At 59.3% G+C, this 23711-nt stretch carries 18 protein-coding genes and 2 tRNA genes; 13 read left to right on the plus strand and 7 right to left on the minus strand.

What is annotated here, in order from left to right; genetic code table 11:
• Nucleotides 1-13 precede the first annotated feature (13 nt).
• The 13 genes from glmM (at nucleotide 14) to HYE77_RS27075 (ending at nucleotide 12646) form a co-directional block, all read left to right on the plus strand.
• A complete protein-coding gene (gene glmM, locus HYE77_RS27015) occupies nucleotides 14-1351 on the plus strand; it encodes a phosphoglucosamine mutase (RefSeq protein ID WP_003212196.1) in 1338 nt (445 codons plus the stop codon).
• Between the two features lie 66 nt (nucleotides 1352-1417).
• Nucleotides 1418-2173 (plus strand): triose-phosphate isomerase, encoded by a 756-nt coding sequence (tpiA, locus tag HYE77_RS27020; RefSeq protein ID WP_008436843.1) that lies wholly within the window; start codon nucleotides 1418-1420, stop codon nucleotides 2171-2173.
• Nucleotides 2174-2177: 4 nt separating this feature from the next.
• Entirely contained in the window at nucleotides 2178-2561 is a 384-nt protein-coding gene (gene secG, locus HYE77_RS27025; protein WP_026078118.1) for a preprotein translocase subunit SecG, read from the plus strand.
• Nucleotides 2562-2582: 21 nt separating this feature from the next.
• Nucleotides 2583-2668 (plus strand) — tRNA-Leu (locus HYE77_RS27030).
• Nucleotides 2669-2764: 96 nt separating this feature from the next.
• A tRNA-Met gene (locus HYE77_RS27035) sits at nucleotides 2765-2841 on the plus strand.
• Between the two features lie 140 nt (nucleotides 2842-2981).
• A complete protein-coding gene (gene rimP, locus HYE77_RS27040; protein WP_003235029.1) occupies nucleotides 2982-3440 on the plus strand; it encodes a ribosome maturation factor RimP in 459 nt (152 codons plus the stop codon).
• Nucleotides 3441-3487: 47 nt separating this feature from the next.
• Nucleotides 3488-4969: a transcription termination factor NusA gene (nusA, locus tag HYE77_RS27045; protein ID WP_003212187.1), complete on the plus strand. Its 1482-nt coding sequence runs from the start codon at nucleotides 3488-3490 to the stop codon at nucleotides 4967-4969.
• A gap of 27 nt (nucleotides 4970-4996) precedes the next feature.
• The gene (gene infB, locus HYE77_RS27050) at nucleotides 4997-7519 is read left to right on the plus strand and encodes a translation initiation factor IF-2 (RefSeq protein WP_003212186.1); all 2523 of its coding nucleotides are present in this window, start codon (nucleotides 4997-4999) and stop codon (nucleotides 7517-7519) included.
• Nucleotides 7520-7678: 159 nt separating this feature from the next.
• Nucleotides 7679-8080, plus strand: a complete 402-nt coding sequence (gene rbfA / locus HYE77_RS27055) for a 30S ribosome-binding factor RbfA (RefSeq protein ID WP_003212184.1) — start codon at nucleotides 7679-7681, stop codon at nucleotides 8078-8080.
• A 3-nt stretch (nucleotides 8081-8083) separates the two neighbouring features.
• Nucleotides 8084-9001 (plus strand): tRNA pseudouridine(55) synthase TruB, encoded by a 918-nt coding sequence (gene truB, locus HYE77_RS27060; protein ID WP_003212182.1) that lies wholly within the window; start codon nucleotides 8084-8086, stop codon nucleotides 8999-9001.
• A 159-nt stretch (nucleotides 9002-9160) separates the two neighbouring features.
• Complete coding sequence (gene rpsO / locus HYE77_RS27065) at nucleotides 9161-9430, plus strand: 30S ribosomal protein S15 (protein WP_003177875.1); 270 nt, start codon at nucleotides 9161-9163, stop codon at nucleotides 9428-9430.
• A gap of 194 nt (nucleotides 9431-9624) precedes the next feature.
• A complete protein-coding gene (gene pnp, locus HYE77_RS27070) occupies nucleotides 9625-11730 on the plus strand; it encodes a polyribonucleotide nucleotidyltransferase (RefSeq protein ID WP_003212180.1) in 2106 nt (701 codons plus the stop codon).
• Between the two features lie 295 nt (nucleotides 11731-12025).
• The gene (locus HYE77_RS27075) at nucleotides 12026-12646 is read left to right on the plus strand and encodes a BON domain-containing protein (RefSeq protein WP_003212178.1); all 621 of its coding nucleotides are present in this window, start codon (nucleotides 12026-12028) and stop codon (nucleotides 12644-12646) included.
• Between the two features lie 227 nt (nucleotides 12647-12873).
• Here the strand turns inward: HYE77_RS27075 and HYE77_RS27080 are convergent, their stop codons facing one another.
• The 7 genes from HYE77_RS27080 to panB all read right to left on the minus strand — a co-directional run bounded on the left by HYE77_RS27080 (nucleotide 12874) and on the right by panB (nucleotide 23524).
• On the minus strand, nucleotides 12874-15813 hold the full coding sequence (locus HYE77_RS27080) for a DUF748 domain-containing protein (RefSeq protein WP_003212176.1): 2940 nt from the start codon (nucleotides 15811-15813) through the stop codon (nucleotides 12874-12876).
• Between the two features lie 108 nt (nucleotides 15814-15921).
• A complete protein-coding gene (locus tag HYE77_RS27085; RefSeq protein ID WP_177069919.1) occupies nucleotides 15922-16938 on the minus strand; it encodes a class I SAM-dependent rRNA methyltransferase in 1017 nt (338 codons plus the stop codon).
• Nucleotides 16939-16981: 43 nt separating this feature from the next.
• Nucleotides 16982-17857: an oxygenase MpaB family protein gene (locus tag HYE77_RS27090; RefSeq protein WP_177069921.1), complete on the minus strand. Its 876-nt coding sequence runs from the start codon at nucleotides 17855-17857 to the stop codon at nucleotides 16982-16984.
• Between the two features lie 6 nt (nucleotides 17858-17863).
• Nucleotides 17864-19801: an acetate--CoA ligase gene (gene acs / locus HYE77_RS27095; protein ID WP_177069922.1), complete on the minus strand. Its 1938-nt coding sequence runs from the start codon at nucleotides 19799-19801 to the stop codon at nucleotides 17864-17866.
• Nucleotides 19802-19985: 184 nt separating this feature from the next.
• Nucleotides 19986-21650, minus strand: a complete 1665-nt coding sequence (gene pgi / locus HYE77_RS27100) for a glucose-6-phosphate isomerase (protein WP_177069923.1) — start codon at nucleotides 21648-21650, stop codon at nucleotides 19986-19988.
• A gap of 225 nt (nucleotides 21651-21875) precedes the next feature.
• On the minus strand, nucleotides 21876-22727 hold the full coding sequence (panC, locus tag HYE77_RS27105; RefSeq protein WP_003212166.1) for a pantoate--beta-alanine ligase: 852 nt from the start codon (nucleotides 22725-22727) through the stop codon (nucleotides 21876-21878).
• Nucleotides 22724-23524 (minus strand): 3-methyl-2-oxobutanoate hydroxymethyltransferase, encoded by an 801-nt coding sequence (gene panB / locus HYE77_RS27110; RefSeq protein ID WP_177069924.1) that lies wholly within the window; start codon nucleotides 23522-23524, stop codon nucleotides 22724-22726. The genes panC and panB overlap by 4 nt, the downstream gene beginning before the upstream one ends.
• Between the last annotated feature and the right edge of the window lie 187 nt (nucleotides 23525-23711).

The raw sequence follows: 23711 nt of genomic DNA on the forward strand, positions 1-23711 counted from the left end.
TGATGGAGCACTTATGACTAAAAAGTATTTTGGCACCGATGGCATTCGCGGTCGGGTCGGCGAATTCCCGATTACTCCCGATTTCATGCTCAAGCTGGGCTGGGCCGCCGGCATGGCGTTCCGCAGCATGGGGGCCTGCCGTATCCTGGTGGGTAAGGACACGCGTATCTCGGGTTATATGTTTGAGTCTGCGCTGGAGGCAGGTCTGTCTGCTGCCGGCGCTGATGTGATGCTGTTGGGGCCGATGCCTACGCCGGCGATCGCTTACCTGACGCGTACCTTTCATGCTGAAGCCGGTATCGTGATCAGCGCTTCGCACAATCCCCACGATGACAATGGCATCAAGTTCTTCTCGGGCCAGGGCACCAAGCTGCCGGATGAGATCGAGCACATGATCGAAGAGTTGCTGGATGCGCCGATGACCGTCGTCGAATCGAGCAAGCTGGGCAAGGTATCGCGGATTAACGACGCTTCCGGCCGTTACATTGAGTTCTGCAAAAGCAGCGTGCCTAGCAGCACCAATTTTGCCGGGTTGAAGGTCGTCATCGACTGCGCCCACGGCGCGACGTACAAAGTCGCACCGAGTGTGTTCAAGGAGCTTGGCGCAGACGTTACTGTACTGTCGGCGCAGCCGAACGGCCTGAACATCAACGACAACTGCGGCTCAACCCACATGGGGCAGTTGCAGGCGGCTGTCCTGGCTGAGCATGCCGACTTGGGCATCGCGTTCGATGGTGATGGCGACCGCGTATTGATGGTCGACCACACTGGCGCGATCGTCGATGGCGACGACCTGTTGTTCATCATCGCCCGTGACCTGCATGAGCGTAACAAGCTGCAAGGCGGCGTCGTCGGTACCTTGATGAGCAATCTTGGCCTGGAGCTGGCCCTGGCAGATCTGGGGATCCCGTTTGTGCGCGCCAATGTCGGTGACCGCTACGTGATTGCCGACCTGCTGGAGCGTAATTGGCAGGTGGGTGGCGAAAATTCCGGTCATATCGTCTGCTTCCAGCACACGACTACCGGGGATGCGATCATTGCGGCGCTGCAGGTGCTGCTGGCGCTGCGTCGCCGTGAAGAAAGCCTGGCCCAGGCGCGGCAGGCGTTGCGCAAGTGCCCGCAAGTGCTGCTCAACGTGCGCTTTGCAGGCGGTGACAACCCTATCGAGCATCCGGCTGTCAAAGAGGCCAGTGAGCGCGTGACTGCCGCCATGGCGGGGCGTGGTCGGGTCTTGCTGCGCAAGTCGGGTACCGAGCCTTTGGTGCGTGTAATGGTCGAGGGCGAGGACGAAACACAGGTTCGCGGCTATGCCGAAGAGCTGGCAAAACTGGTAACTGAAGTTTGCGCCTGAATTCGGCTTGCCAGTGATGATGTGGTTGGGTAACATCTGCGCCCACTTTGACCGACGAGGTACAGCATGCGTCGCACTATGGTAGCTGGTAACTGGAAGATGCACGGTACCCGCGCCAGTGTCGCTGAGCTGATCAATGGCCTTCGTCATTTGGCCTTGCCTGGCGGTGTTGATGTCGCGGTATTCCCGCCTTGCTTGTATATCAATCAAGTGATTGATGGCTTGAAAGGCAAGTCGATCCAGGTCGGCGCGCAGAACTCTGCGGTGGAATCCATGCAAGGTGCGTTGACCGGTGAGATTGCACCGAGTCAGCTGGTTGATGCGGGTTGTTCCCTGGTGCTTGTTGGGCACTCCGAGCGCCGCCAGATCATGGGCGAGCGTGATGGGACACTCAATCGCAAATTCGCGGCGGCACAGGCTTGCGGCTTGGTTCCGGTGTTGTGCATAGGGGAGACCCTTGAGCAGCGTGAGTCCGGTAAAACTCTTGAGGTTGTCGGGCGTCAGCTGGGCAGCATCATCGAGGAGCTGGGAGTCGGTGCCTTTGCAAATGCAGTAATTGCTTACGAGCCGGTCTGGGCCATTGGCACCGGGCTGACTGCTTCGCCGCAACAGGCGCAGGATGTGCACGCAGCCATCCGCGCGCAGTTGGCGGCAGAGAATTCTGAGGTCGCACGAGGTGTGCGGCTTCTATACGGCGGCAGCGTGAAGGCGGCCAATGCGGTCGAACTGTTCGGCATGCCGGATATCGATGGGGGGCTCATTGGTGGAGCTTCCCTGAATGCAGATGAGTTCGGTGCGATTTGTCGCGCCGCGGGAAACTGAAAAAATGCTGGAAACAGTCATCGTTGTTTTTCATCTGCTGGGTGCACTGGGCGTAGTTGCTCTGGTTTTGCTGCAGCAGGGTAAAGGTGCGGACGCTGGTGCGTCTTTCGGGGCAGGTGCTTCAAATACTGTGTTCGGAAGCCAAGGTTCCTCTACCTTTCTTAGTAAGTTTACTGCTATACTTGCCGCCGGTTTCTTCATAACCAGCTTGGGGTTAGGTTACTTTGCTAAAGAGAAAGCTCATGTGCTGACTCAAGTAGGTCTCCCAAACCCAGCAGTGTTGGAAGTACCAAAAGCAAAACCGGCTTCTGATGATGTCCCGGTGCTTCAAGAGCAAAAGTCGGCTACTCCAGCGACTGACGTACCTCCAGCTCAAGAGCAGAAGTAAGAAGGTTGTAAACGCTGTATTGCCGAGGTGGTGGAATTGGTAGACACGCAACCTTGAGGTGGTTGTGCCCATAGGGTGTAGGGGTTCGAGTCCCCTTCTCGGTACCAATTATCAGGAGAGCCCGCTGTTGCGGGCTTTCTTGTAGGTGGAAGGTTACATTGACCCTGTAAGGGATCGGTCGTATACTTCCGCCCCAGCTTTGTCGCGGGGTGGAGCAGTCTGGTAGCTCGTCGGGCTCATAACCCGAAGGTCGTCGGTTCAAATCCGGCCCCCGCAACCAGTTTTAGCGGAGCCCCTTTTAAGGGGCTTTTTGTTAGCTGGACACTTTCAACGCCGCTGTTCGACGGCGTTTCAAGGATGGGCGTTTCGCCCATTTTTTTATTTTGCACAGCATGCACATACATGCACGAGGGGGTTCAGGTGTCGAGCAAGCTAGAAGAGTTGCAGGCCTTGTTGGCCCCGGTGGTCGTGGCCCTAGGCTATGAATGCTGGGGTATTGAGTTTTCGGCTCAAGGTCGCCACTCAATGTTGCGCGTTTATATCGATAAAGAGGGCGGCGTGCTGGTGGACGATTGTGCCATTGTCAGCCGTCAGATCAGCGGTGTCCTGGATGTTGAAGATCCGATCTCCGTTGAATACACCCTCGAAGTTTCCTCGCCTGGCATGGAACGCCCACTGTTCACTATTGATCAGTTTGCAAAATTTGCCGGTGAACAAGTGAAGATCAAGCTGCGCTCTCCCTTTGAAGGGCGACGCAACTTTCAGGGCCTTCTGCGCGGTGTAGAAGAGCAGGACGTCGTGGTGCAGGTAGAAGACCATGAGTTCCTGTTGCCGATCGATATGATCGACAAGGCCAACATTATTCCCAGTTTTGACTGAGACGCGGATCCCGCGGATCCAATGGCTTGCGAAAGGCGAGGCGTACGATGAGCAAAGAAGTACTGCTGGTTGTTGAGTCGGTATCCAATGAAAAGGGCGTACCGGCAAACGTGATTTTTGAAGCGTTGGAGCTGGCCCTGGCCACTGCTACCAAAAAGCGTTTTGAAGACGAAGTTGATCTGCGTGTGGAAATCAACCGCCACACCGGTGCCTACGAGACTTTCCGTCGCTGGACGGTCGTCGAAGAAGCCGATCTTGATGATCCGGCCATCGAAACCTGGCCGAGCAAGGTTGCTGAAACGCATCCGGGCGCCCAGGTCGGTGATGTCGTCGAAGAAAAGATCGAATCCATCGAGTTCGGCCGCATCGCTGCACAGACTGCCAAGCAAGTCATCGTGCAGAAGGTCCGCGAAGCCGAGCGCGCTCAAGTCGTTGACGCTTATCGCGAGCGTCTGGGGGAAATCATCTCCGGCACCGTGAAAAAAGTCACTCGCGACAACGTGATCGTCGACCTGGGTAACAACGCTGAAGCGTTGCTGGCCCGCGAAGACATCATTTCCCGCGAAACTTTCCGGGTTGGCGTGCGCTTGCGTGCGCTGCTCAAGGAAATCCGCACCGAGAACCGCGGCCCTCAGTTGATCCTGTCGCGTACCGCGCCGGAAATGCTGATCGAGCTGTTCCGCATCGAAGTGCCGGAAATTGCCGAAGGCCTGATCGAAGTCATGGCTGCGTCCCGCGATCCGGGTTCACGCGCCAAGATCGCGGTCCGCTCCAAGGACAAACGCATCGACCCGCAAGGCGCTTGCATTGGTATGCGCGGTTCGCGCGTCCAGGCAGTGTCGGGCGAATTGGGCGGTGAGCGTGTGGACATCGTCCTGTGGGACGATAACCCTGCGCAGTTCGTGATCAACGCAATGTCGCCTGCTGAAGTGGCGGCAATTATCGTTGACGAGGATGCCCATGCAATGGACATCGCCGTTGGCGCAGACAATCTGGCTCAGGCCATCGGTCGCGGTGGTCAGAACGTACGTTTGGCCAGCCAGTTGACCGGCTGGACCCTGAACGTGATGACCGAATCGGACATCCAGGCTAAGCAGCAAGCAGAAACCGGTGACATCCTGCGCAACTTCATCGACGAGCTGGAAGTCGACGAAGACCTGGCACAGGTGCTGGTAGATGAAGGCTTCACCAGCCTGGAAGAGATTGCCTACGTACCGTTGGAAGAAATGCTCAACATCGACGGCTTTGACGAAGACACCGTCAACGAGCTTCGCGCTCGGGCCAAGGATCGTTTGTTGACTAAAGCCATCGCTACTGAGGAAAAGCTGGCAGACGCCCATCCGGCCGAAGACCTGCTCTCGCTTGAGGGTATGGACAAGGATTTGGCGATGGAACTGGCGGTGCGCGGCGTAATTACCCGCGAAGACCTGGCCGAGCAGTCTATTGACGACCTGCTCGACATCGACGGCATTGACGATGATCGTGCCGGCAAGTTGATCATGGCCGCCCGAGCCCATTGGTTCGAGTAATTAGGCGCGGCCTGAGGAGAGAAGTGCATGACGCAAGTCACGGTGAAACAACTGGCCGATGAGGTCAAAACACCGGTAGAGCGCCTGTTGCAGCAGATGCGTGAGGCAGGTCTGCCGCACACCGCCGCCGATGAAGGTGTGAGCGATAGTGAGAAGCAGTCTTTACTGACTCACTTGAAGAGCAGCCACAAGGCGAAAGTGGAAGAACCGCGCAAGATTACATTGCAGCGCAAAACCACCAGCACCCTGCGTGTTGCTGGCAGCAAGAGCATCAGCGTTGAAGTACGCAAGAAGAAAGTCTTCGTACAGCGCAGCCCGGAAGAAATCGAAGCCGAGCGCAAACGCGAACTGGAAGAACGTCGCGCAGTAGAAAATGCTGCTCGTCAGAAGGCTGAAGAAGAAGCCAAGCGTCGCGCCGAAGAAGAAGCGCGTCGCCAGCCTGCTGCTGCGCAACCTGCTAACACTGAGGCCGTTGCTGCGCCTAGCGCGCCTGTTGAAGCTGTTCGTGAGGCCGCTCCGGTTGCCGCCGCGCCAGCTCCTGCAGCCGACGCTCGCAAACGCGAAGAACCTCGCCGCCCGGACAAACCACGTGCCGACGATAACAATCGTCGTGGCAGTGGCGATGGTGAGCGCAAAAACGCTCCACATCGTGCTTCGGTCAAAGAGAAGGCGCCAGCGCCACGCGTTGCCCCACGTACTACCGACGAAGAAAGCGACAGCTTCCGTCGCGGTGGTCGCGGCAAGGCCAAGCTGAAGAAGCGCAACGCCCACGGTTTCCAGAGCCCAACCGGCCCTGTCGTGCGTGACGTGCAGATCGGCGAGACCATCACTGTTGGCGACCTCGCCAATCAGATGTCGGTCAAGGCTGCTGAAATCATCAAGTTCATGTTCAAACTGGGTACCCCAGCGACCATCAACCAGGTACTGGACCAGGAAACTGCCCAACTGGTTGCTGAAGAGCTGGGCCACAAAGTGACCCTGGTCAGCGACACCGCCCTGGAAGATTCCCTGGCCGAGTCCCTGAAGTTTGAAGGCGAGACGTTCTCCCGTGCGCCAGTCGTGACCGTAATGGGCCACGTTGACCATGGTAAGACCTCGCTGCTCGACTATATCCGTCGTGCCAAGGTAGCTGCAGGCGAAGCCGGCGGCATCACCCAGCACATCGGTGCATACCACGTTGAAACCGAACGCGGCATGGTCACCTTCCTCGACACCCCTGGTCACGCCGCGTTTACCGCCATGCGTGCCCGTGGTGCCAAGGCGACTGACATCGTGATCCTGGTAGTTGCAGCGGACGACGGCGTAATGCCGCAGACCATTGAAGCTGTCCAGCACGCTAAAGCCGCTGGTGTTCCTCTGGTTGTTGCAGTGAACAAAATCGACAAGCCGGGCGCCGATCTCGATCGCATCCGTAGCGAACTGTCGGTTCACGGCGTGACTTCCGAAGAGTGGGGCGGTGATACGCCATTCGTTTCGGTTTCGGCGAAAGTCGGTACCGGTGTAGACGAACTGCTCGAAGCTGTCCTGCTGCAAGCCGAAGTTCTCGAACTGAAAGCAACTCCATCGGCCCCAGGTCGTGGTGTTGTGGTTGAATCGCGTCTCGACAAGGGTCGTGGCCCGGTTGCAACCGTTCTGGTTCAAGACGGTACCCTGCGCCAAGGCGACATGGTCCTGGTCGGTTCGAACTATGGCCGTGTACGTGCCATGCTCGACGAGAACGGCAAGCCAATCAAGGAAGCCGGTCCTTCCATCCCTGTCGAGATCCTCGGCCTGGACGGTACCCCGGACGCTGGCGACGAGATGAGCGTGCTGTCGGACGAGAAGAAAGCCCGTGAAGTGGCTCTGTTCCGTCAAGGCAAGTTCCGCGAAGTCAAGCTGGCCCGTGCTCACGCCGGCAAGCTGGAAAACATCTTCGAGAACATGGGCCAGGCAGAGAAGAAGACGCTTAACATCGTCCTCAAATCTGACGTTCGTGGTTCCCTCGAAGCGTTGAACGGCGCCTTGAATGGCCTGGGTAACGACGAAGTGCAAGTGCGTGTGGTCGGCGGCGGTGTCGGTGGTATCACCGAATCCGATGCCAACCTGGCGCTGGCCTCCAACGCTGTACTGTTCGGCTTCAACGTGCGTGCCGATGCTGGCGCACGGAAGATCGTCGAGCAGGAAGGCCTGGACATGCGTTACTACAACGTCATCTACGACATCATCGAAGACGTCAAGAAAGCCCTCACCGGCATGCTTGGCAGCGACGTCCGGGAGAACATCCTGGGTGTGGCCGAGGTGCGTGACGTGTTCCGCTCGCCGAAATTCGGCGCGATCGCCGGTTGCATGGTTATCGAAGGTGTTGTGCACCGTAACCGTCCAATCCGTGTACTGCGTGAAGACATCGTTATCTTCGAAGGCGAGCTGGAATCCCTGCGCCGCTTCAAGGATGACGCTTCCGAAGTACGTGCCGGCATGGAATGCGGTATTGGCGTCAAGAGCTACAACGACGTCAAGGCGGGTGACAAGATCGAAGTCTACGAGAAGGTCCAGGTTGCTCGCAGCCTCTAACTCGCGTACTTCAAGGGCCACGCAGCGCCCGGGCAAGCAAATGCCTGGCGCTGTGTCCGGACTCTAAACGCAACGCCCGGTCTGGCTTTTGTCAGGCCGGGCGTTTGCCGCTTTCAGACCCCACGGGTTTCACCGTGTGGCAGCAACAGGTAACAAGACATGGCAAAAGAATACAGCCGTACCCAACGTATCGGCGATCAGATGCAGCGTGAGCTGGCACAGCTGATCCGTCGTGAAGTAAAAGACCCACGTGTTGGCCTGGTCACCATCACCGCCGTTGAAGTCAGCCGTGACGTTGGTCACGCCAAGATCTTCATCACCGTAATGGGCCAGGACAACAGCGAAGAAATCGCGCAAAGCATCAAGGTGCTCAACTCCGCCGCAGGTTTCCTGCGTATGCAGTTGGCCCGTGAAATGAAGCTGCGCAGCGTTCCTCAGTTGCACTTCCACTACGACGAAAGCGTCGTGCGTGGCGCGCACCTGTCGGCACTGATCGAGCGGGCCGTGGCTGAAGACAATCAGCACCCGGAATCCGCCACGCCTGAAGACGCCAAGGAGTAATCGGTGGCTCAGGTCAAACGTATCCGTCGTAATGTCAGCGGCATCATTCTGCTCGACAAGCCCATTGGTTTTACCTCCAATGCGGCGTTGCAGAAGGTTCGCTGGCTGCTCAATGCCGAGAAGGCAGGGCACACCGGCAGCCTCGACCCCTTGGCCACCGGCGTGTTGCCGTTGTGCTTCGGCGAGGCCACCAAGTTTTCGCAATACCTGCTCGATTCCGACAAGGGCTACGAGACCCTGATGCAACTGGGCAAGACCACCACCACGGCAGACGCCGAAGGTGATGTTTTGCAGGTTCGCGAGGTGACCGTTGGTCGTGCTGATATCGAAGCTGCCTTACCTGCTTTTCGTGGGCAAATCAGTCAGATACCGCCGATGTACTCGGCTCTCAAACGTGATGGCCAGCCTCTTTACAAGCTGGCACGTGCAGGGGAAGTGGTGGAGCGCGAACCGCGTTCTGTTACTATTGCGCGCTTGGAATTGCTCGCCGCTGAAGGCGACACCGCCCGGTTGGCGGTGGACTGCAGCAAAGGCACCTATATCCGCACCCTCGTGGAAGATATCGGTGAGCAACTAGGCTGTGGCGCATACGTTGCAGAACTGCGACGCACCCAGGCAGGCCCTTTCACCCTGGCCCAGACGGTCACGCTGGAAGAGCTGGAAGCAGTGCATGCCGAAGGCGGCAACGAAGCGGTTGATCGCTTTCTGATGCCATCGGACAGCGGTTTACTGGATTGGCCATTGCTGCACTTCTCGGAGCACAGCGCGTTCTACTGGCTTAACGGCCAGCCGGTACGTGCACCGGATGCCCCGAAGTTCGGCATGGTGCGGGTACAAGATCACAACGGTCGCTTTATCGGTATCGGTGAAGTGAGCGAAGACGGGCGCATCGCGCCGCGTCGACTGATTCGGTCAGAATGACCGAAACCAGTTTGTGGTAAAAGCGCAGTAGCTTTTACTCAAACTGGAACGAGGGTGGCTGTTAGCAGGCATGGTCACTACTCATTTTTAGATACAGGGATTTGTCCCTGGCCTGTTGAAACTGCCCTTTGGGTGGTTTCCTGAAAAAAGGATTGCCTCATGGCTCTCGACGTTCAAGAAAAAGCACAAATCGTTGCTGACTATCAGCAAGCTGTTGGTGACACTGGTTCGCCAGAAGTGCAAGTTGCACTGCTGACCCACAACATCAACAAGCTGCAAGGTCACTTCAAGGCCAACGGTAAAGATCACCACTCCCGTCGTGGTCTGATCCGCATGGTAAACCAGCGCCGTAAGCTGCTGGACTACCTGAAAGGCAAGGATCTGGGTCGTTATCAGACTCTGATCGGTCGCCTGGGTCTGCGTCGCTAATAAGCGATTGCGCTAGAGGTTGGTTGGCTGTCGTGTGTCAGTGGGTTTCCCGCTGGCCCATGGCAGGCTTCCAGCCTCAAGTTTTATCTGGATACACGTTTTACCCTGGACAGGCGTTGGGCCGATTCCCGACATTGCCCAAGAATTTCGCAAGAAGACAAGTTCCCCAAGAGCCACAAAGAAGGTAGGACACCGTGAACCCGGTTATCAAAAAATTCCAGTTCGGTCAGTCGACCGTTACCCTCGAGACAGGCCGTATCGCCCGTCAAGCCTCCGGCGCAGTGCTGGTTACCGTTGACGACGACGTCACCGTATTGGTGACCGTTGTAGGCGCCAAGACCGCTGACCCAAGCAAAGGCTTCTTCCCTCTTTCCGTTCACTACCAGGAAAAGACTTACGCTGCAGGTAAGATCCCTGGTGGTTTCTTCAAGCGTGAAGGCCGTCCTTCCGAGAAAGAAACCCTGACTTCCCGACTGATCGACCGTCCGATCCGTCCGCTGTTCCCAGAAGGCTTCATGAACGAAGTGCAGGTTGTCTGCACCGTCGTTTCCACCAGCAAGAAGACCGATCCGGACATCGCTGCGATGATCGGTACCTCGGCGGCCCTGGCCATCTCCGGTATTCCTTTCGATGGCCCGATCGGCGCTGCCCGTGTTGCATTCCACGAAAGCACCGGCTACCTGCTGAACCCGACTTACGAACAGCAGAAAGCTTCGAGCCTGGACATGGTCGTTGCCGGTACTTCGGAAGCCGTGTTGATGGTTGAATCGGAAGCCAAAGAGCTGACCGAAGACCAGATGCTGGGCGCTGTACTGTTTGCTCACGACGAGTTCCAGGTTGTGATCAACGCTGTCAAGGAACTGGCCGCTGAAGCTGCCAAGCCAACCTGGACCTGGGCTCCTCAGCCAGAAGCTACCGCACTGCTGGGCGCTATCCGCTCCGAGTTCGGCACCGCTATCTCCGACGCCTACACCATCACCATCAAGGCCGACCGTTACGCTCGCCTGGGTGAGCTGAAGGACCAGGTCGTTGCCAAGCTGTCCGGCGAAGAAGGCCAGCCTTCTTCCAGCGAAGTCAAAGCAGCCTTCGGCGAAATCGAATACCGCACCGTTCGCGAAAACATCGTTAACGGCAAGCCACGTATCGACGGTCGCGACACTCGCACCGTACGTCCGCTGAACATCGAAGTCGGCGTTCTGCCAAAAACCCACGGTTCGGCCCTGTTCACCCGTGGTGAAACCCAGGCCCTGGTTGTTGCAACACTGGGTACTGCCCGTGACGCACAGCTGCTGGACACCCTGGAAGGCGAGAAAAAAGACCCGTTCATGCTGCACTACAACTTCCCTCCGTTCTCGGTAGGTGAGTGTGGTCGCATGGGTGGCGCTGGTCGTCGCGAAATCGGTCACGGCCGTCTGGCCCGTCGTTCGATTGCAGCCATGTTGCCTGCCGCCGACGTGTTCCCGTACACCATTCGTGTTGTGTCGGAAATCACCGAGTCCAACGGTTCCAGCTCCATGGCTTCGGTCTGCGGCGCTTCCCTGGCTCTGATGGATGCCGGCGTTCCGATGAAGGCACCGGTTGCCGGTATCGCCATGGGCCTGGTTAAAGAAGGCGAGAAGTTCGCCATCCTGACCGACATCCTGGGCGACGAAGACCACCTGGGCGACATGGACTTCAAAGTAGCCGGTACCGCCAAAGGTGTTACCGCGCTGCAGATGGACATCAAGATCAAGGGCATCACCGAAGAAATCATGGAAATCGCTCTGGGCCAAGCCCTGGAAGCGCGCCTGAACATCCTCGGTCAGATGAACCAGATCATTGGCCAGTCCCGTACCGAACTGTCGGAAAATGCTCCGACCATGATCGCGATGAAAATCGACACCGACAAAATCCGTGATGTTATCGGTAAAGGCGGCGCGACCATTCGTGCGATCTGTGAAGAGACCAAGGCTTCGATCGACATCGAAGACGACGGCTCGATCAAGATCTTCGGCGAAACCAAGGAAGCGGCTGAAGCGGCACGTCAGCGCGTCCTGGGTATCACTGCTGAAGCCGAGATCGGCAAGATCTACGTCGGTAAGGTTGAGCGCATCGTCGACTTCGGCGCATTCGTCAACATCCTGCCGGGCAAGGACGGTCTGGTTCACATCTCCATGCTGAGCGATGCTCGCGTTGAGAAAGTGACCGACATCCTGAAAGAAGGCCAGGAAGTGGAAGTGCTGGTACTGGACGTGGACAACCGCGGCCGTATCAAGCTGTCCATCAAGGACGTAGCAGCAGCCAAGGCTTCGGGCGTTTAATCACCCCGTCGCTGCAAGCTGAAAAAGGACTCTTCGGAGTCCTTTTTTTATGCCTGCGGGAAAGTGTCGCGAAATCAGGCGTTTAGCCATACCCCAAAAGCCGCAACTTGCATGCAGGCACGTTCGTCTTCATGCAAGTTGCACGATTCCGAAAATCACCTGTTTTCATAACGTGTTGTTTTATAAGGATTTAATTGGCCACGTCGAGTTGGCACACTGTCTGCAATATCCCTGTTAACGCTGCAGCATCAAGGTTTACGTACTGCAGACTTTTAATAAAACAGGAGTTACTCGTATGAAGAAGTTCGCTCTCGCTACTGCTACCGCTCTGACCCTGGCCATGGGTGCTAACGTAGCCTTTGCTCAGACTTCCCAAGCCCCTATGACGCTGGCGGCCGGTGAAGTCACCAAGGCTAAAGAGTCCACTTCGGATACCTGGATCACCACCAAAGTCAAAGCTGACCTGCTGACCGAGAAAGGTATTCCTGGTTCGGACATTAAGGTTGAGACCAACAAAGGTGTGGTTTCCCTGTCCTCGACAGTTGCTATCTCTGACGCTCAGAAAGCTACTGCTGTAGCGATCACCAAGAAAATCAAAGGCGTAACCGCAGTTTCGGCTGACGGCCTGATGGCTGGCGGCGCTACCAAGGCTGATAACGTCGACAAAACCAAAAGCGCAGCTGCTGGTGCCAAAGAGTCCACCTCGGACACTTGGATCACCACCAAAGTGAAAGCTGACCTGGTAACCGAGAAAGGTATTCCTGGCACCGACATCAAAGTCGAAACCAACAAAGGTGTAGTTTCCCTGTCGTCGACCGTCGCAGTGACTGAAGCGCAGAAAACCACCGCGGTGAACATCACCAAGAAAATCAAAGGCGTTAAAGCTGTATCGGCCGACGGCCTGAAAGCAGAGTAACGCTTAACGAATCGCCTGAGCTAGGCGGAGGCGGCCACGAGCGAGTCTAGTTATCCGCTCAATGCACCTCACAGGTTCATGCGACCGACCACACGGATGTGGTCATTACAGGCCCCGGCACTTGTGTCGGGGCCTGTTCTATTGTGGGTAGAAAAGTGGGGAGGTCAGCGAGGCTCTTGTGGCGAGGGGGCAAGCCCCCTTGCCACAGGTGCTCAGCGGGTGCCGGTTTATTCGGCATCCAGATGCATCGGTGTTACCACCCGACCATCTTTCTCCGCTTCCCCAAGGTTTGCATCGATAAAGTAAACCCGCTCATCTTCCAGCTGCGCCTTGTCTACCAGGTAGTCCTTGATCGCGCTGGCGCGGTCCTGGCCCAGTTGGCGCAGCAACACGTCACTGCCACTCCAGAACTTGATCACACCGTCCCGCAGCTTGGCGGTGCGCTCGTCATTGCTCAGGTCTTTCCATTCGGCCGGAGGCTGTTGTTTCAGGCGGGTGCGGTAGATGCCTTCCAGCAGCGGCGCCTTTTCCTTTTCCGGTACTTCAAGCAGCGACGCCTGGGCCGGCACCTTGTCGCCACGGCGCTGGAGGATCTTGTAGTAGTTGTACTGGTATTCGCGTTCCAGCCGTTGTGCGGCCAAAAGCGGGCCGTCACTGCTGGCAGCGGCGGTGCCTTCGATCTCCAGGCGCAGCGCAGGGCGCTCCTTGAGGGCTTTGGCCAGGCTGTCGAGGGCCGACTGGGAATCCTTGCTCAGCTCGCTCGAGCCTGCGGCAAACGACACGTTGCCAAGGTCTTGGGCACCACCACCGCTGATCAGGCCGCCAATGAACTTGAATGGCGCCGTGGCCGCACGCACTACCAGGTTGCGCAGGGTCTGCCAGACAATCGGCATGACGCTGAACTGCGGGTTGTTCAAGTCGCCGGTCACCGGCAGTTCGATCGAGATCTTGCCGTCGGAGTCCTTGAGCAGGGCTATCGCCAGGCGAATCGGCAGGTCCACGGCGTCGGCGCTGTCGACCTTCTCACCCAGTTGCAGTTGCTCGACCACCACCTTGTTTTCGGCCTTCAACTGGCCCTTGGTGATGACGTAATGCAGGTCCAGGTTGAGCCGACCCTTGCGGATGCGGAACCCGGCAAACTTGCCCGAGTATGGCGTCAGGGTGGTCAGTTCGACGCGTTTGAAGCTGGTGGCGATATCCAGTGCGGCCATCGGGTCAAACGGATTCACGCTGCCCTTGATGGTGACCGGTGCATAACGGTCAACCTTGCCCTTGACGTCGACGCTGGCCGGTTTGGCCTGGCGACTGTCAATGGTGCCGATCTGGCCGTTGAGCTGCTGGATGGCCGTGGCGAAGTTCGGGGTCAGGCTGAAGTCGGCGAAGTTGGCCGAGCCGTCGTTGATCGCAATTTGACCAATATGAATGCCCAGGGGCTTCTCTTTGCTGGCCGCAGGTTTCGCCGCGGACTTGCCGGGGCTGTTGGCCGGCTGCGGGATCAGCAGGTCATCGATGTTGGTGGTGCGGTCATCGTTGATCATGAAGCGCGCATAGGGCTGCAACAGGTTGACCTTGTCGATCGACAGGCTGTCGCCATGTTGATAATTCACGCCTTCCAGCACCAGGCGCTGCCACTTGAGGAAGTCGCGGGTCTTCATGGTGTCCAGGGTGTGCAACTGGTCGACCTGGGCCCGGCCGGTCACCTGGAATGCCAGGGGGGCGGTGCTTTTCAGGTTCACGTCGAGGTTGCTGCCGAGCATGCCGCTACGCAGTTCCAGGCGGATAAACGGGCTGATATAGGACTGGGCGACGCGCAGGTCGATGTCTTTGGTGTCCACTTTCAGCTTGGCGCTGACCGGGCTCAGGTTGACCTGGCCGGTCGCCTCGAGCTTGCCTTGTTTGCCTACGCCGGTATCGAGCTTGAGGGTAAAAGGGCTCTGGTTAAGGCTGTCGAAACCCTGCAGGTCAAGGTTCAGCGGCCCGACTTCCAGGGCGACTGCCGGTTTGGCCGAGCGGTCAGCCAGATGCACTTGATAGTCGCGCAGTTGCACGTCCTTGAGCAGCACTTGCCAAGGCTTGCTCGGCGCTGCCGGTGCAGGTTTTGGCGAGTCGGCGGTAGCGGGTGCGGTGGCTGGCTCGGCTGCGGGTGCAGTTGCAGGTTTGCTCGGTTGGCTGGCAAACAGCTTCTGCCAGTCCAGCTGGCCGTCGGCTTCAAGGGCGGCCCAGGTTTCGAGTTTATTACTGCGGATCTTGCCGACGATCACTTGCTGTTTGGCCAGGTCCACGGTGGTTTCGCTGACGTCCAGCTTCTGCAGGCGCGCGAGCGGCCGGCCATCCGGTGCCTTGATCGCAAACGGCGCGACACTCAGGGCGACGTTGGTCAGGTTCAGCTCGGTTTCCTTGGCCAGGCTCAGCTTGTAGTCGGTGCTGAAGTTGAGGATGCCGTCTTCCAGAACCAGCGGCACCGCGTCACGTACATACGGCCACCAGACTTTCATCTTGCCGTCGGTAACCTTGAGTTTGCCCTCGGAGGCGATCGGGATCAGGCTGAAGTTGCCGGTCCAGTCGATCTGGCCGCCTTCAGGGCCGGCTGCCACCAGGGTCATGTCGGCGTTGTCATCGGGCAGCGTGCTGAGGTTTTTCAGCTCGAAATCGAGTTTGTCGTAGAGAAACTCGATCGGCTCGCTCGGGCGCAAATCCTGGAAGTGCACATAGCCGCCTGCCAGCTTGATGTTATCGATGCGCAGCGGGAATGGCTTGGCGTTCGGATCGGTTGGTGTCGGTTCGCTGGCCGGGAGTTTGAACAGCTGCGCCAGGTTGAGCTGGCCGGATTTGTCGAACAGCAGCTCGGTCTTGGGCTTGTCGAGTTGTACGTCGGCCAGGTGCAGGGCGCGGGTCCACAGGCTGTCGATCTGCAGGTTGGCATAGAGGCGTTCAAAGGCCACTTGCTCCTTGCCCGGCTCACCGATATTCAGGCCCCACACGGTCAGTTCGAGGCTGAACGGGTTGAGCTCGATACGCTCGACACGCGCCGGCACCGTGGCGTAGTTGGCCAACTGTTGGTTGGCCACGCGAAGGGCAATACCGGGGAGAATCAGGAAGCCCAGCAAACTGTACAGGGCAAGGGCGGTCAGCAAGGCGCCAGCGGCGCGAATCAATCCTTTGGGCATATGTGACGCCATCTATGTCGTTCAAGAGTGCCTTGGAGTATGGCACGGGTTTACGGTTCCGAAGAGCCGGGCCTTTATTACTGCGCCCTGGCCCTTTTGGGACAAGTCTTACAGTTGCAGGATCAGGGTCTTCAGCGGTGGTTGCTGGTCGTGGGACGGGAAGTCTGCGCCGGGTGTCATGACCTGCCAGTCGCGCACCGTGCGCCCGGCCTTTTCCGCACAGCGCAGGACCTGGTCACGCCAGTCGTCCATGCCGACTTTCGCCAGGTTGTTGCAGCAGATCAGCACGCCGTTGTCGGCCGTGGCCAGCAGCGCCGGCTTGAGCAGGCTCTGGTAGTCGCGCAGCAGGTCGACGGTGCCGAAGGCGCTCTTGGCCCAGGCGGGCGGGTCGAGCAGTACCAGATCGTATTGACGCTGCTCCAGGCGCGGGTAACTCGGCAGCTTCTGCCCCCGACGCTGGCTGATGGGCAGGCCGGCCAGTTGGCGGATTGCCGGGAAGTAGTCGGACTGGATGAATTCCATCGTCGGCAATTGCGGGTTGAGTTGACCGTTTTCGCGACCGACCGCCAGGTTGCCCTCGGCAAAGTCCAGGTTGCACACCTCACGAGCGCCACCGGCAGCAGCACTCAGGCCTACGCCGCAGGTGTAGGCAAACAGGTTCAGCACGCTTTTGCCGGCGCTGTGTGCCTTGACCCAGCCACGGGTGTTGCGCAGGTCCAGGAATAACAGCGGGTCTTGCCCGGCATGGCGGCCGCGCACGCGGTAATTGAGGCCCCATTCGTGGCCGACCAGGTCTTCCAGGGCTGCGGGCTCGGCACGGTAAACCGTGTCTTCACGGTCGATGCGCGAGTTGCCCCGGGAGCGGTCGTTGTAGACCAGCAGCAGTTCAGGCCCCAGGTGCTGGTTGATTGCTTGATGCAGGTGCAACAGGTCGTCGCTTTCCAGCGACTGGTGAAAACTCTGCACCAGCAGTTGCGGGCCGTAGCGGTCGATTGTCAGGCCGCCGGCGCCTTCCTGGCTGCCGTGGAACAGGCGATAGCAATCGGTACCTTGTGCATGCAACTCGGCGAGCAGGTCCTGGCGATGATCGAGGGCGGCGCGCAGCGCCTGATTCAAGGAAGACATAGTGCGCGCCTTGCAGAGTAATTGGGGCGCGGGAGTTTAACAGTTATGGCTCCAGCAGGCCCATTCGCCTGTGGGCCCGCTGCACCGAACCATTGCGCATGGCCCAGCGCAACAACGGCGCGCTGCGCCTGACCCCGGCACGAATCATCTGGCGCTGGATCGGGCTTTGCTTCTGCCCGAGCATGTCGCTGGCCCAGTCCGGCAGCAGGTCGATACCGGCCTGCATCATCAGCGAGCCAAACGGCTTGGCCAGGGTGCTCGGAGACGGCGCATTGAGCAGCAGGCGCAGGACTTCGTCGCTGCGCTGGTCACACAGCAGTTGCGGGCGGATACGCTCAAGGTAATCGGAAATTTCCTGGCGCGAACGCGGCACATGGCGCGCGCCCAATTGCTCGGCCACCAGGGCGATTTCGCTGTAGTACCGGTCTTGATCCCTCGCAGATAAATCCGGGTTGCGATAACGCAGGTGGGCCGCGAGAAAGTTGCTGACCTCCGCCACATGCACCCAGGTCAGCAACTCGGGATCACTGGCGGCATACGGTCGGCCGTCCGGTGCATGGCCGACCACTTGCAGGTGAATGGTGCGCACTTTCTCGATCAGCCATTCGGCGTCACGCCGCGAACCAAACGTGGTGCCGGAAATGAACTGCGAGGTGCGTCGTAACCGCCCCAGCATGTCCTGCCGAAAGTTCGAGTGGTCCCACACGCCGGCCAACGCCAGCGGGTGCAATGCCTGCAACATCAACGCGCTGATGCCGCCGATCAACATGCTGCTGAAGTCGCCATGGACCTTCCAGCTCACCGAGTTCGGCCCAAAGAGACCCGGATCGCCCTTGGGGCTCTCCAGGTCGAGTTGGCCCAGCGACAAGCCGGTCAGGCTCATCAGCTGGTTTTCGATGCGGCTGCGAATGAATTCCATGGGTTCCTAGCGGTTGAGGCGCTTGTCGATCAGGCCGTCCACCACGCTCGGGTCGGCCAGTGTGGATGTATCTCCCAGGCTGTCCAGTTCGTTGCAGGCAATCTTGCGCAGGATCCGCCGCATGATCTTGCCTGAGCGGGTTTTCGGCAAGGCCGGCGCCCATTGAATCAGCTCGGGCTTGGCGAAGCTGCCGATTTCCTTGCTGACCAGGTCCAGCAGGTGCTTTTTCAGCGCGTCGTCGGGCTCGACGCCATTCATGGGCGTGACGAAGGCATAGATGCCCTGGCCTTTTACGTCGTGTGGATAACCGACCACCGCGGCTTCTGCGACTTGATCATGCAGCACCAGGGCGCTTTCGACTTCGGCGGTGCCGATGCGGTGCCCGGAAACGTTGATCACGTCGTCGATGCGGCCGGTGATCCAGTAGTCACCGTCCTCGTCGCGCCGCGCGCCGTCGCCGGTAAAGTAGTAGCCGGGGTAGGGTTTGAAATAGGTGTCGATCATCCGCTGAGGGTCGCCGTACACGCTGCGGATCTGCCCTGGCCAGCTGGATTTGATCGCCAGCACGCCGCTGCCGGCGCCACTGATTTCCTTGCCTTGCTCATCGAGCAGCACCGGCACTACGCCAAACATCGGCTGGGTAGCGCAGCCGGGCTTGATGCGCTGGGCGCTGACCAGCGGGCTGAGCATGATGCCGCCGGTTTCGGTCTGCCACCAGGTGTCGACAATCGGGCAGCGTTGTTCGCCGACCGCGTTGAAGTACCAGTCCCAGGCCTCCGGGTTGATTGGCTCGCCGACACTGCCCAGCAGGCGCAGGCTGGCGCGGGAAGTGTTTTCCAGTGGCCCATGGCCTTCCCGCATCAGCGCGCGTAACGCGGTCGGCGCGGTGTAGAAGATGTTGACCTTGTGTTTGTCGATCACCTGCCAGAACCGCGAGCTGTCCGGGTAGCTCGGCACGCCTTCGAACATCAGCGAGGTCGCACCATTGGCCAGTGGCCCGTACACGATATAGCTGTGGCCGGTGACCCAGCCGACATCGGCGGTGCACCAGAACACTTCGCCTTCGCGGTAATCGAGCACGTACTTGAAGGTCATCGCCGCCTGCAGCAGGTAACCGCCGGTGGTGTGCAACACACCTTTGGGTTTGCCGGTGCTGCCGGAGGTGTAGAGGATAAACAGCGGGTCTTCCGCATCCATCGGCTCGGGCGGGCAGTCGTCGCTGGCTGCATCCAGGGCCTGTTGATACTTGAGGTCGCGCCCTTCAGTCCAATTGACTGCCGCGCCAGTGCGTTGCACCACCAGTACCGTGCTGACACCCGGGCAACTGGCCAGGGCCTTGTCGACATTCTGTTTCAGCGCCACCGGCTTGCCGCCGCGCACGCCTTCATCGGCGGTGATCACCGTGCGGCAATCGGCGTCGAGAATGCGGTCGCGCAAGGCGTCCGGCGAGAATCCGCCAAACACCACCGAATGCACCGCACCGATCCGCGTACAGGCCAGCATCGCGTAGGCCGCCTCGGGAATCATCGGCATGTAGATGCACACCCGGTCGCCTTTCTTCACGCCACGGCTTTTCAGCACGTTGGCCAGGCGGCTGACGTTTTGGTGGAGCTGGCGGTAGGTAATTTTGGAAGACGTCGCAGGATCATCGCCCTCCCAGATGAAGGCCGGCTGATCAGCGCGTTGCGCGAGGTGACGGTCGATGCAGTTGTAACTGACGTTCAGTTGGCCTCCGGCAAACCATTGCGCGGCGCCGGTCTTGATGTCGGATTTCTGGACGGTCTGCCAAGGCGTGCTCCAGTCGAGAAAACGCTTGGCCTGTTCGGCCCAGAACGTATCGGGTTGCTCGACGGATTGGCGGTAGAGGCGCTGGTAGTCCTCTTGACTGAGTTGCGCAGCCCGGCGGACGGCATCGGCGGTGGGGAACGTGCTGATATCGAACATGAGGGATCCTTATTCTTGTTTTTTGCGACAAGAGGGGAGCTTTGCGACCCTCGTAGGAGCTGGCTTGCCAGCGATTGCATCACCTCGGTATTGAGTTTCACCGAGGTGTTTGCATCGCTGGCAAGCCAGCTCCTACAAGGGTCCGCTCCCGCAGGTTCAGACCCTCATTGTAGTGCTGATACCATCAACCGCGGTGACGGCCGCGGAAGTAGTTGATCAACCCCTGGGTGGACGCATCGTCCGCAGGCTGTTCTTCGGTGCCGGTCAGGCGGTTGTAGACGCCTTTGCCCAGCTCCTTGCCCAGCTCCACGCCCCACTGGTCGAACGCGTTGATGCCCCAGATGACGCTTTGCACGAACACTTTGTGTTCATACATCGCCACCAGTGCGCCAAGACGGCGAGGGCTGATGCGTTCAACCACAATGGTGTTGCTCGGACGGTTGCCCGGGATCACCTTGTGTGGTGCCAGCTTCTGCACTTCGGCTTCGTCCATGCCCTTGTCGCGCAGCTCGGCTTCAGCCTCGGCGCGGGTCTTGCCGAGCATCAGGGCCTGGCTCTGGGACAGGCAGTTGGCGTACAGCCACTGATGGTGGTCGGAAACCGGGTTGAAGCTGACGATCGGCACGATGAAGTCGGCCGGGATCAGTTGGGTGCCCTGGTGCAGCAGCTGGTGGTAAGCATGCTGACCGTTGCAGCCTACGCCGCCCCAGATAACCGGGCCGGTGTCGGTGGAAACCGGCGTACCGTCCTGGCGCACGCTCTTGCCGTTGGATTCCATATCCAGCTGTTGCAAGTGCTTGGTGATGTTGCGCAGGTAGTGGTCGTACGGCAGGATCGCGTGGCTCTGCGCGCCCCAGAAGTTGCCGTACCACACGCCCAGCAGGCCGAGCAGCACCGGCATGTTCGCCTCGAATGGAGCGGTCTGGAAATGCTGGTCCATGGTGTAGGCGCCGGACAGCAGTTCCTTGAAGTTGGACATGCCGATGGCCAGCGCGATGGGCAGGCCGATGGCCGACCACAGCGAGTAACGACCGCCCACCCAGTCCCACATCGGGAAAATGTTCTCTTCGCGGATACCGAAGGCCACGGCCGCCGCGTTGTTGCTCGATACGGCGATGAAGTGGCGATACAGCTCGGCTTCCGAGCCACCCTGAGCCAGGTACCAGGCGCGGGCGGCCTGGGCGTTTTTCAGGGTTTCGAGGGTGTTGAAGGATTTTGACGAGACGATGAACAGCGTGGTCTCGGCGCGCAGCTTCATGGTCAGCTCGTGGAACTCGCTGCCGTCGATGTTTGCCAGGTAATGGCAGCGCACGCCTTTGTGGGCGTAGGACAACAGCGCTTCAGACACCAGCTCCGGGCCGAGGAACGAGCCACCGATACCGATGTTCACCACGTCGGTGATCGGCTTCTCGGTGTAGCCACGCCACAGGCCGTCGTGGATGCGGCCGACCAGGTCAGTGATCTGGTTCAGCACCTTGTGCACGTCCGGCATGATGTTCACGCCGTTGACGGACAGCTTGTCACCCACCGGGCGACGCAATGCGGTGTGCAGCGCCGGACGGCCTTCGGAGGAGTTGACCGGCTCGCCGTTGAACAGCGACTTGATCGCGCCCTGAAGGTCGACTTCCTTGGCCAGGCCTATCAGCAGGTCGCGGGTTTCGCTGGTGATCAGGTTTTTCGAGTAATCGAGGAAAAGCCCGCAGCTGCTCAAGGTGAACTGGGTAAAGCGCTGGGGATCGGCATTAAAGGCTTCGCGCATGCTGAAATCCTGCATGGCTTGGCGATGTTGATTGAGCGCTTGCCAGGCGGGCAGAGCGGTAACGTCATGAGGAGTGCGGTAGTACGCCATCGCTGCGGGTTTCCTTTTTATTGCTGGGACTGCTTTTAGGACACTTGAAAGCCGGGAATGTCCTGTCTTTGTGAAGATGACAGGCTCCGGTCAACGCCAACGAAGAGCGTAGGGCGAATACATTAAACCTAGCGTGTCGATCTGTCTTGGCTTTGTCTGCGCTGTGGCCGGTACTTTTTTATACCGGCCGATCAGGCAGTGCAACAGGCGGGGTGTGCGGCGGGGTCAGTTCAGGTGCAGATGCAGGTTGTCGATCAGCCGGGTGGCGCCCAGGTAGGCGGCGACCAGGATCACCAGGTCCTTGTCTTCGGCGGTGGCCGGACGCAGGTGCAGGCCCTGGCGAACCTCCAGGTAGTCCATGCGAAAACCTGCCGCTTCGATCTGCTGGACCTGTGCGGCGCGCAGTTTGGCGAAGTCGCGGTCGCCCGCTTCAATGGCGGCGGCGATCTGGCTGAGGCTGCGGTACAGCACCGGTGCGATCGCGCGCTGTTCGTCGGTGAGGTAACCATTGCGCGACGACAGCGCGAGGCCGTCGTCGGCGCGCACGGTCGGCTCGCCGATAATCTGGATCGGCATGTTCAGGTCATGGACCATGGCGCGAATCACCGCCAGTTGCTGGTAGTCCTTCTGGCCAAAGATCGCCAAGTCCGGCTGGACCATGTTGAACAGCTTGCTGACCACCGTGGCCACGCCTTCAAAATGCCCGGGCCGGCTGGCGCCGCACAGGCCTTCGGACAGTTGCGGCACGCTGACGCGAGTCTGGCCGGCCATGCCGTCGGGGTACATCTCCTCGACGGTCGGGGCGAACAACAGGTTGCAACCGGCTTGAAGCAGCTTTTCCTGGTCAGCCGCCAGGGTGCGCGGGTACTTGTCCAGATCTTCGCCGGCGCCAAATTGCAGCGGGTTGACGAAAATGCTCGCCACCACGAAGTCCGCTTGTTGCGCAGCCTTGGTGACCAGCGTGGCATGGCCGCTGTGCAGGTTGCCCATGGTGGGCACGAAGCCGATGCGCTTGCCCGCACTGCGGGCATGGGTGACGGCGGCGCGCAGTTCGCGCACGGTCTTGACGGTGTTCATGCGGAGAATCCGTGTTCGGCGCCCGGGAAGGTGACGGCTTTGACTTCGCTGACATAGGCGGCGAGGGCTGATTGGATGCTGTCCTGGCCCGCCATGAAGTTCTTCACGAACTTGGGTACGCGGCCGGTAAGGGACAGGCCCAGCATGTCATGCAGTACCAATACCTGGCCGTCTGTGGCAGAACCGGCGCCGATACCGATCACCGGTACTTTAACGGCCTGGGTGATTTCCGATGCCAGCTCGCTTGGCACGCATTCGAGCAGAATCATGCACGCCCCGGCCTGTTCAAGGGCGATGGCATCGGCCCGCATCTGGCGCGCCTGGGCTTCGCCGCGGCCTTGTACCTTGTAGCCGCCGAGGATATTCACCGACTGTGGCGTCAGGCCCATGTGCGCGCAAACCGGTACGCCGCGTTCAGCCAGCAAACGAATCGACTCGGCGAGCCAGGCGGCACCTTCAACCTTGATCATGTGTGCACCGGCACGCATCAGTTGAGCACTGTTGGTCAGGGTCTGTTCGATGGTGGCATCGGCCATGAAGGGCAGGTCGGCAATGATGAAGGCGCCTTCGTTGCCGCGCTTGACGCAGGCCGTGTGGTAAGCGATTTCATCGTTGGTGACGGGCAGGGTGCTGTCATTCCCTTGTAGAACCATGCCCAGGGAGTCCCCCACCAGCAACACTTCAACTCCTGCCTGGCTGCTGGCCTGGGCAAAAGTGGCGTCGTAGCAGGTCAGCATGGTGATCTTTTCACCTTTGAGCTTGAGGCTCTGCAAGGTGCTCAGGGTAACGTTTGGCATGAAAAGGGTCCTCATTCAGGCGCTTGGAAACAGCGAGTAACGCGCGTGAGTCTTCGTTTATACAGGCGCACTTTCTTAAGGATCAGTGCTTATAAGGCCTGGATTGCGCCCTTTAGCGCCGGGTAGGCGGCAGCGGGACGCCTATAGTCGTGAGGAGGACTCTGGAAGTCAATTGGATGTGTTACCG

The organism is Pseudomonas sp. IPO3774, from assembly GCF_013386835.1.
GTDB lineage: Bacteria > Pseudomonadota > Gammaproteobacteria > Pseudomonadales > Pseudomonadaceae > Aquipseudomonas.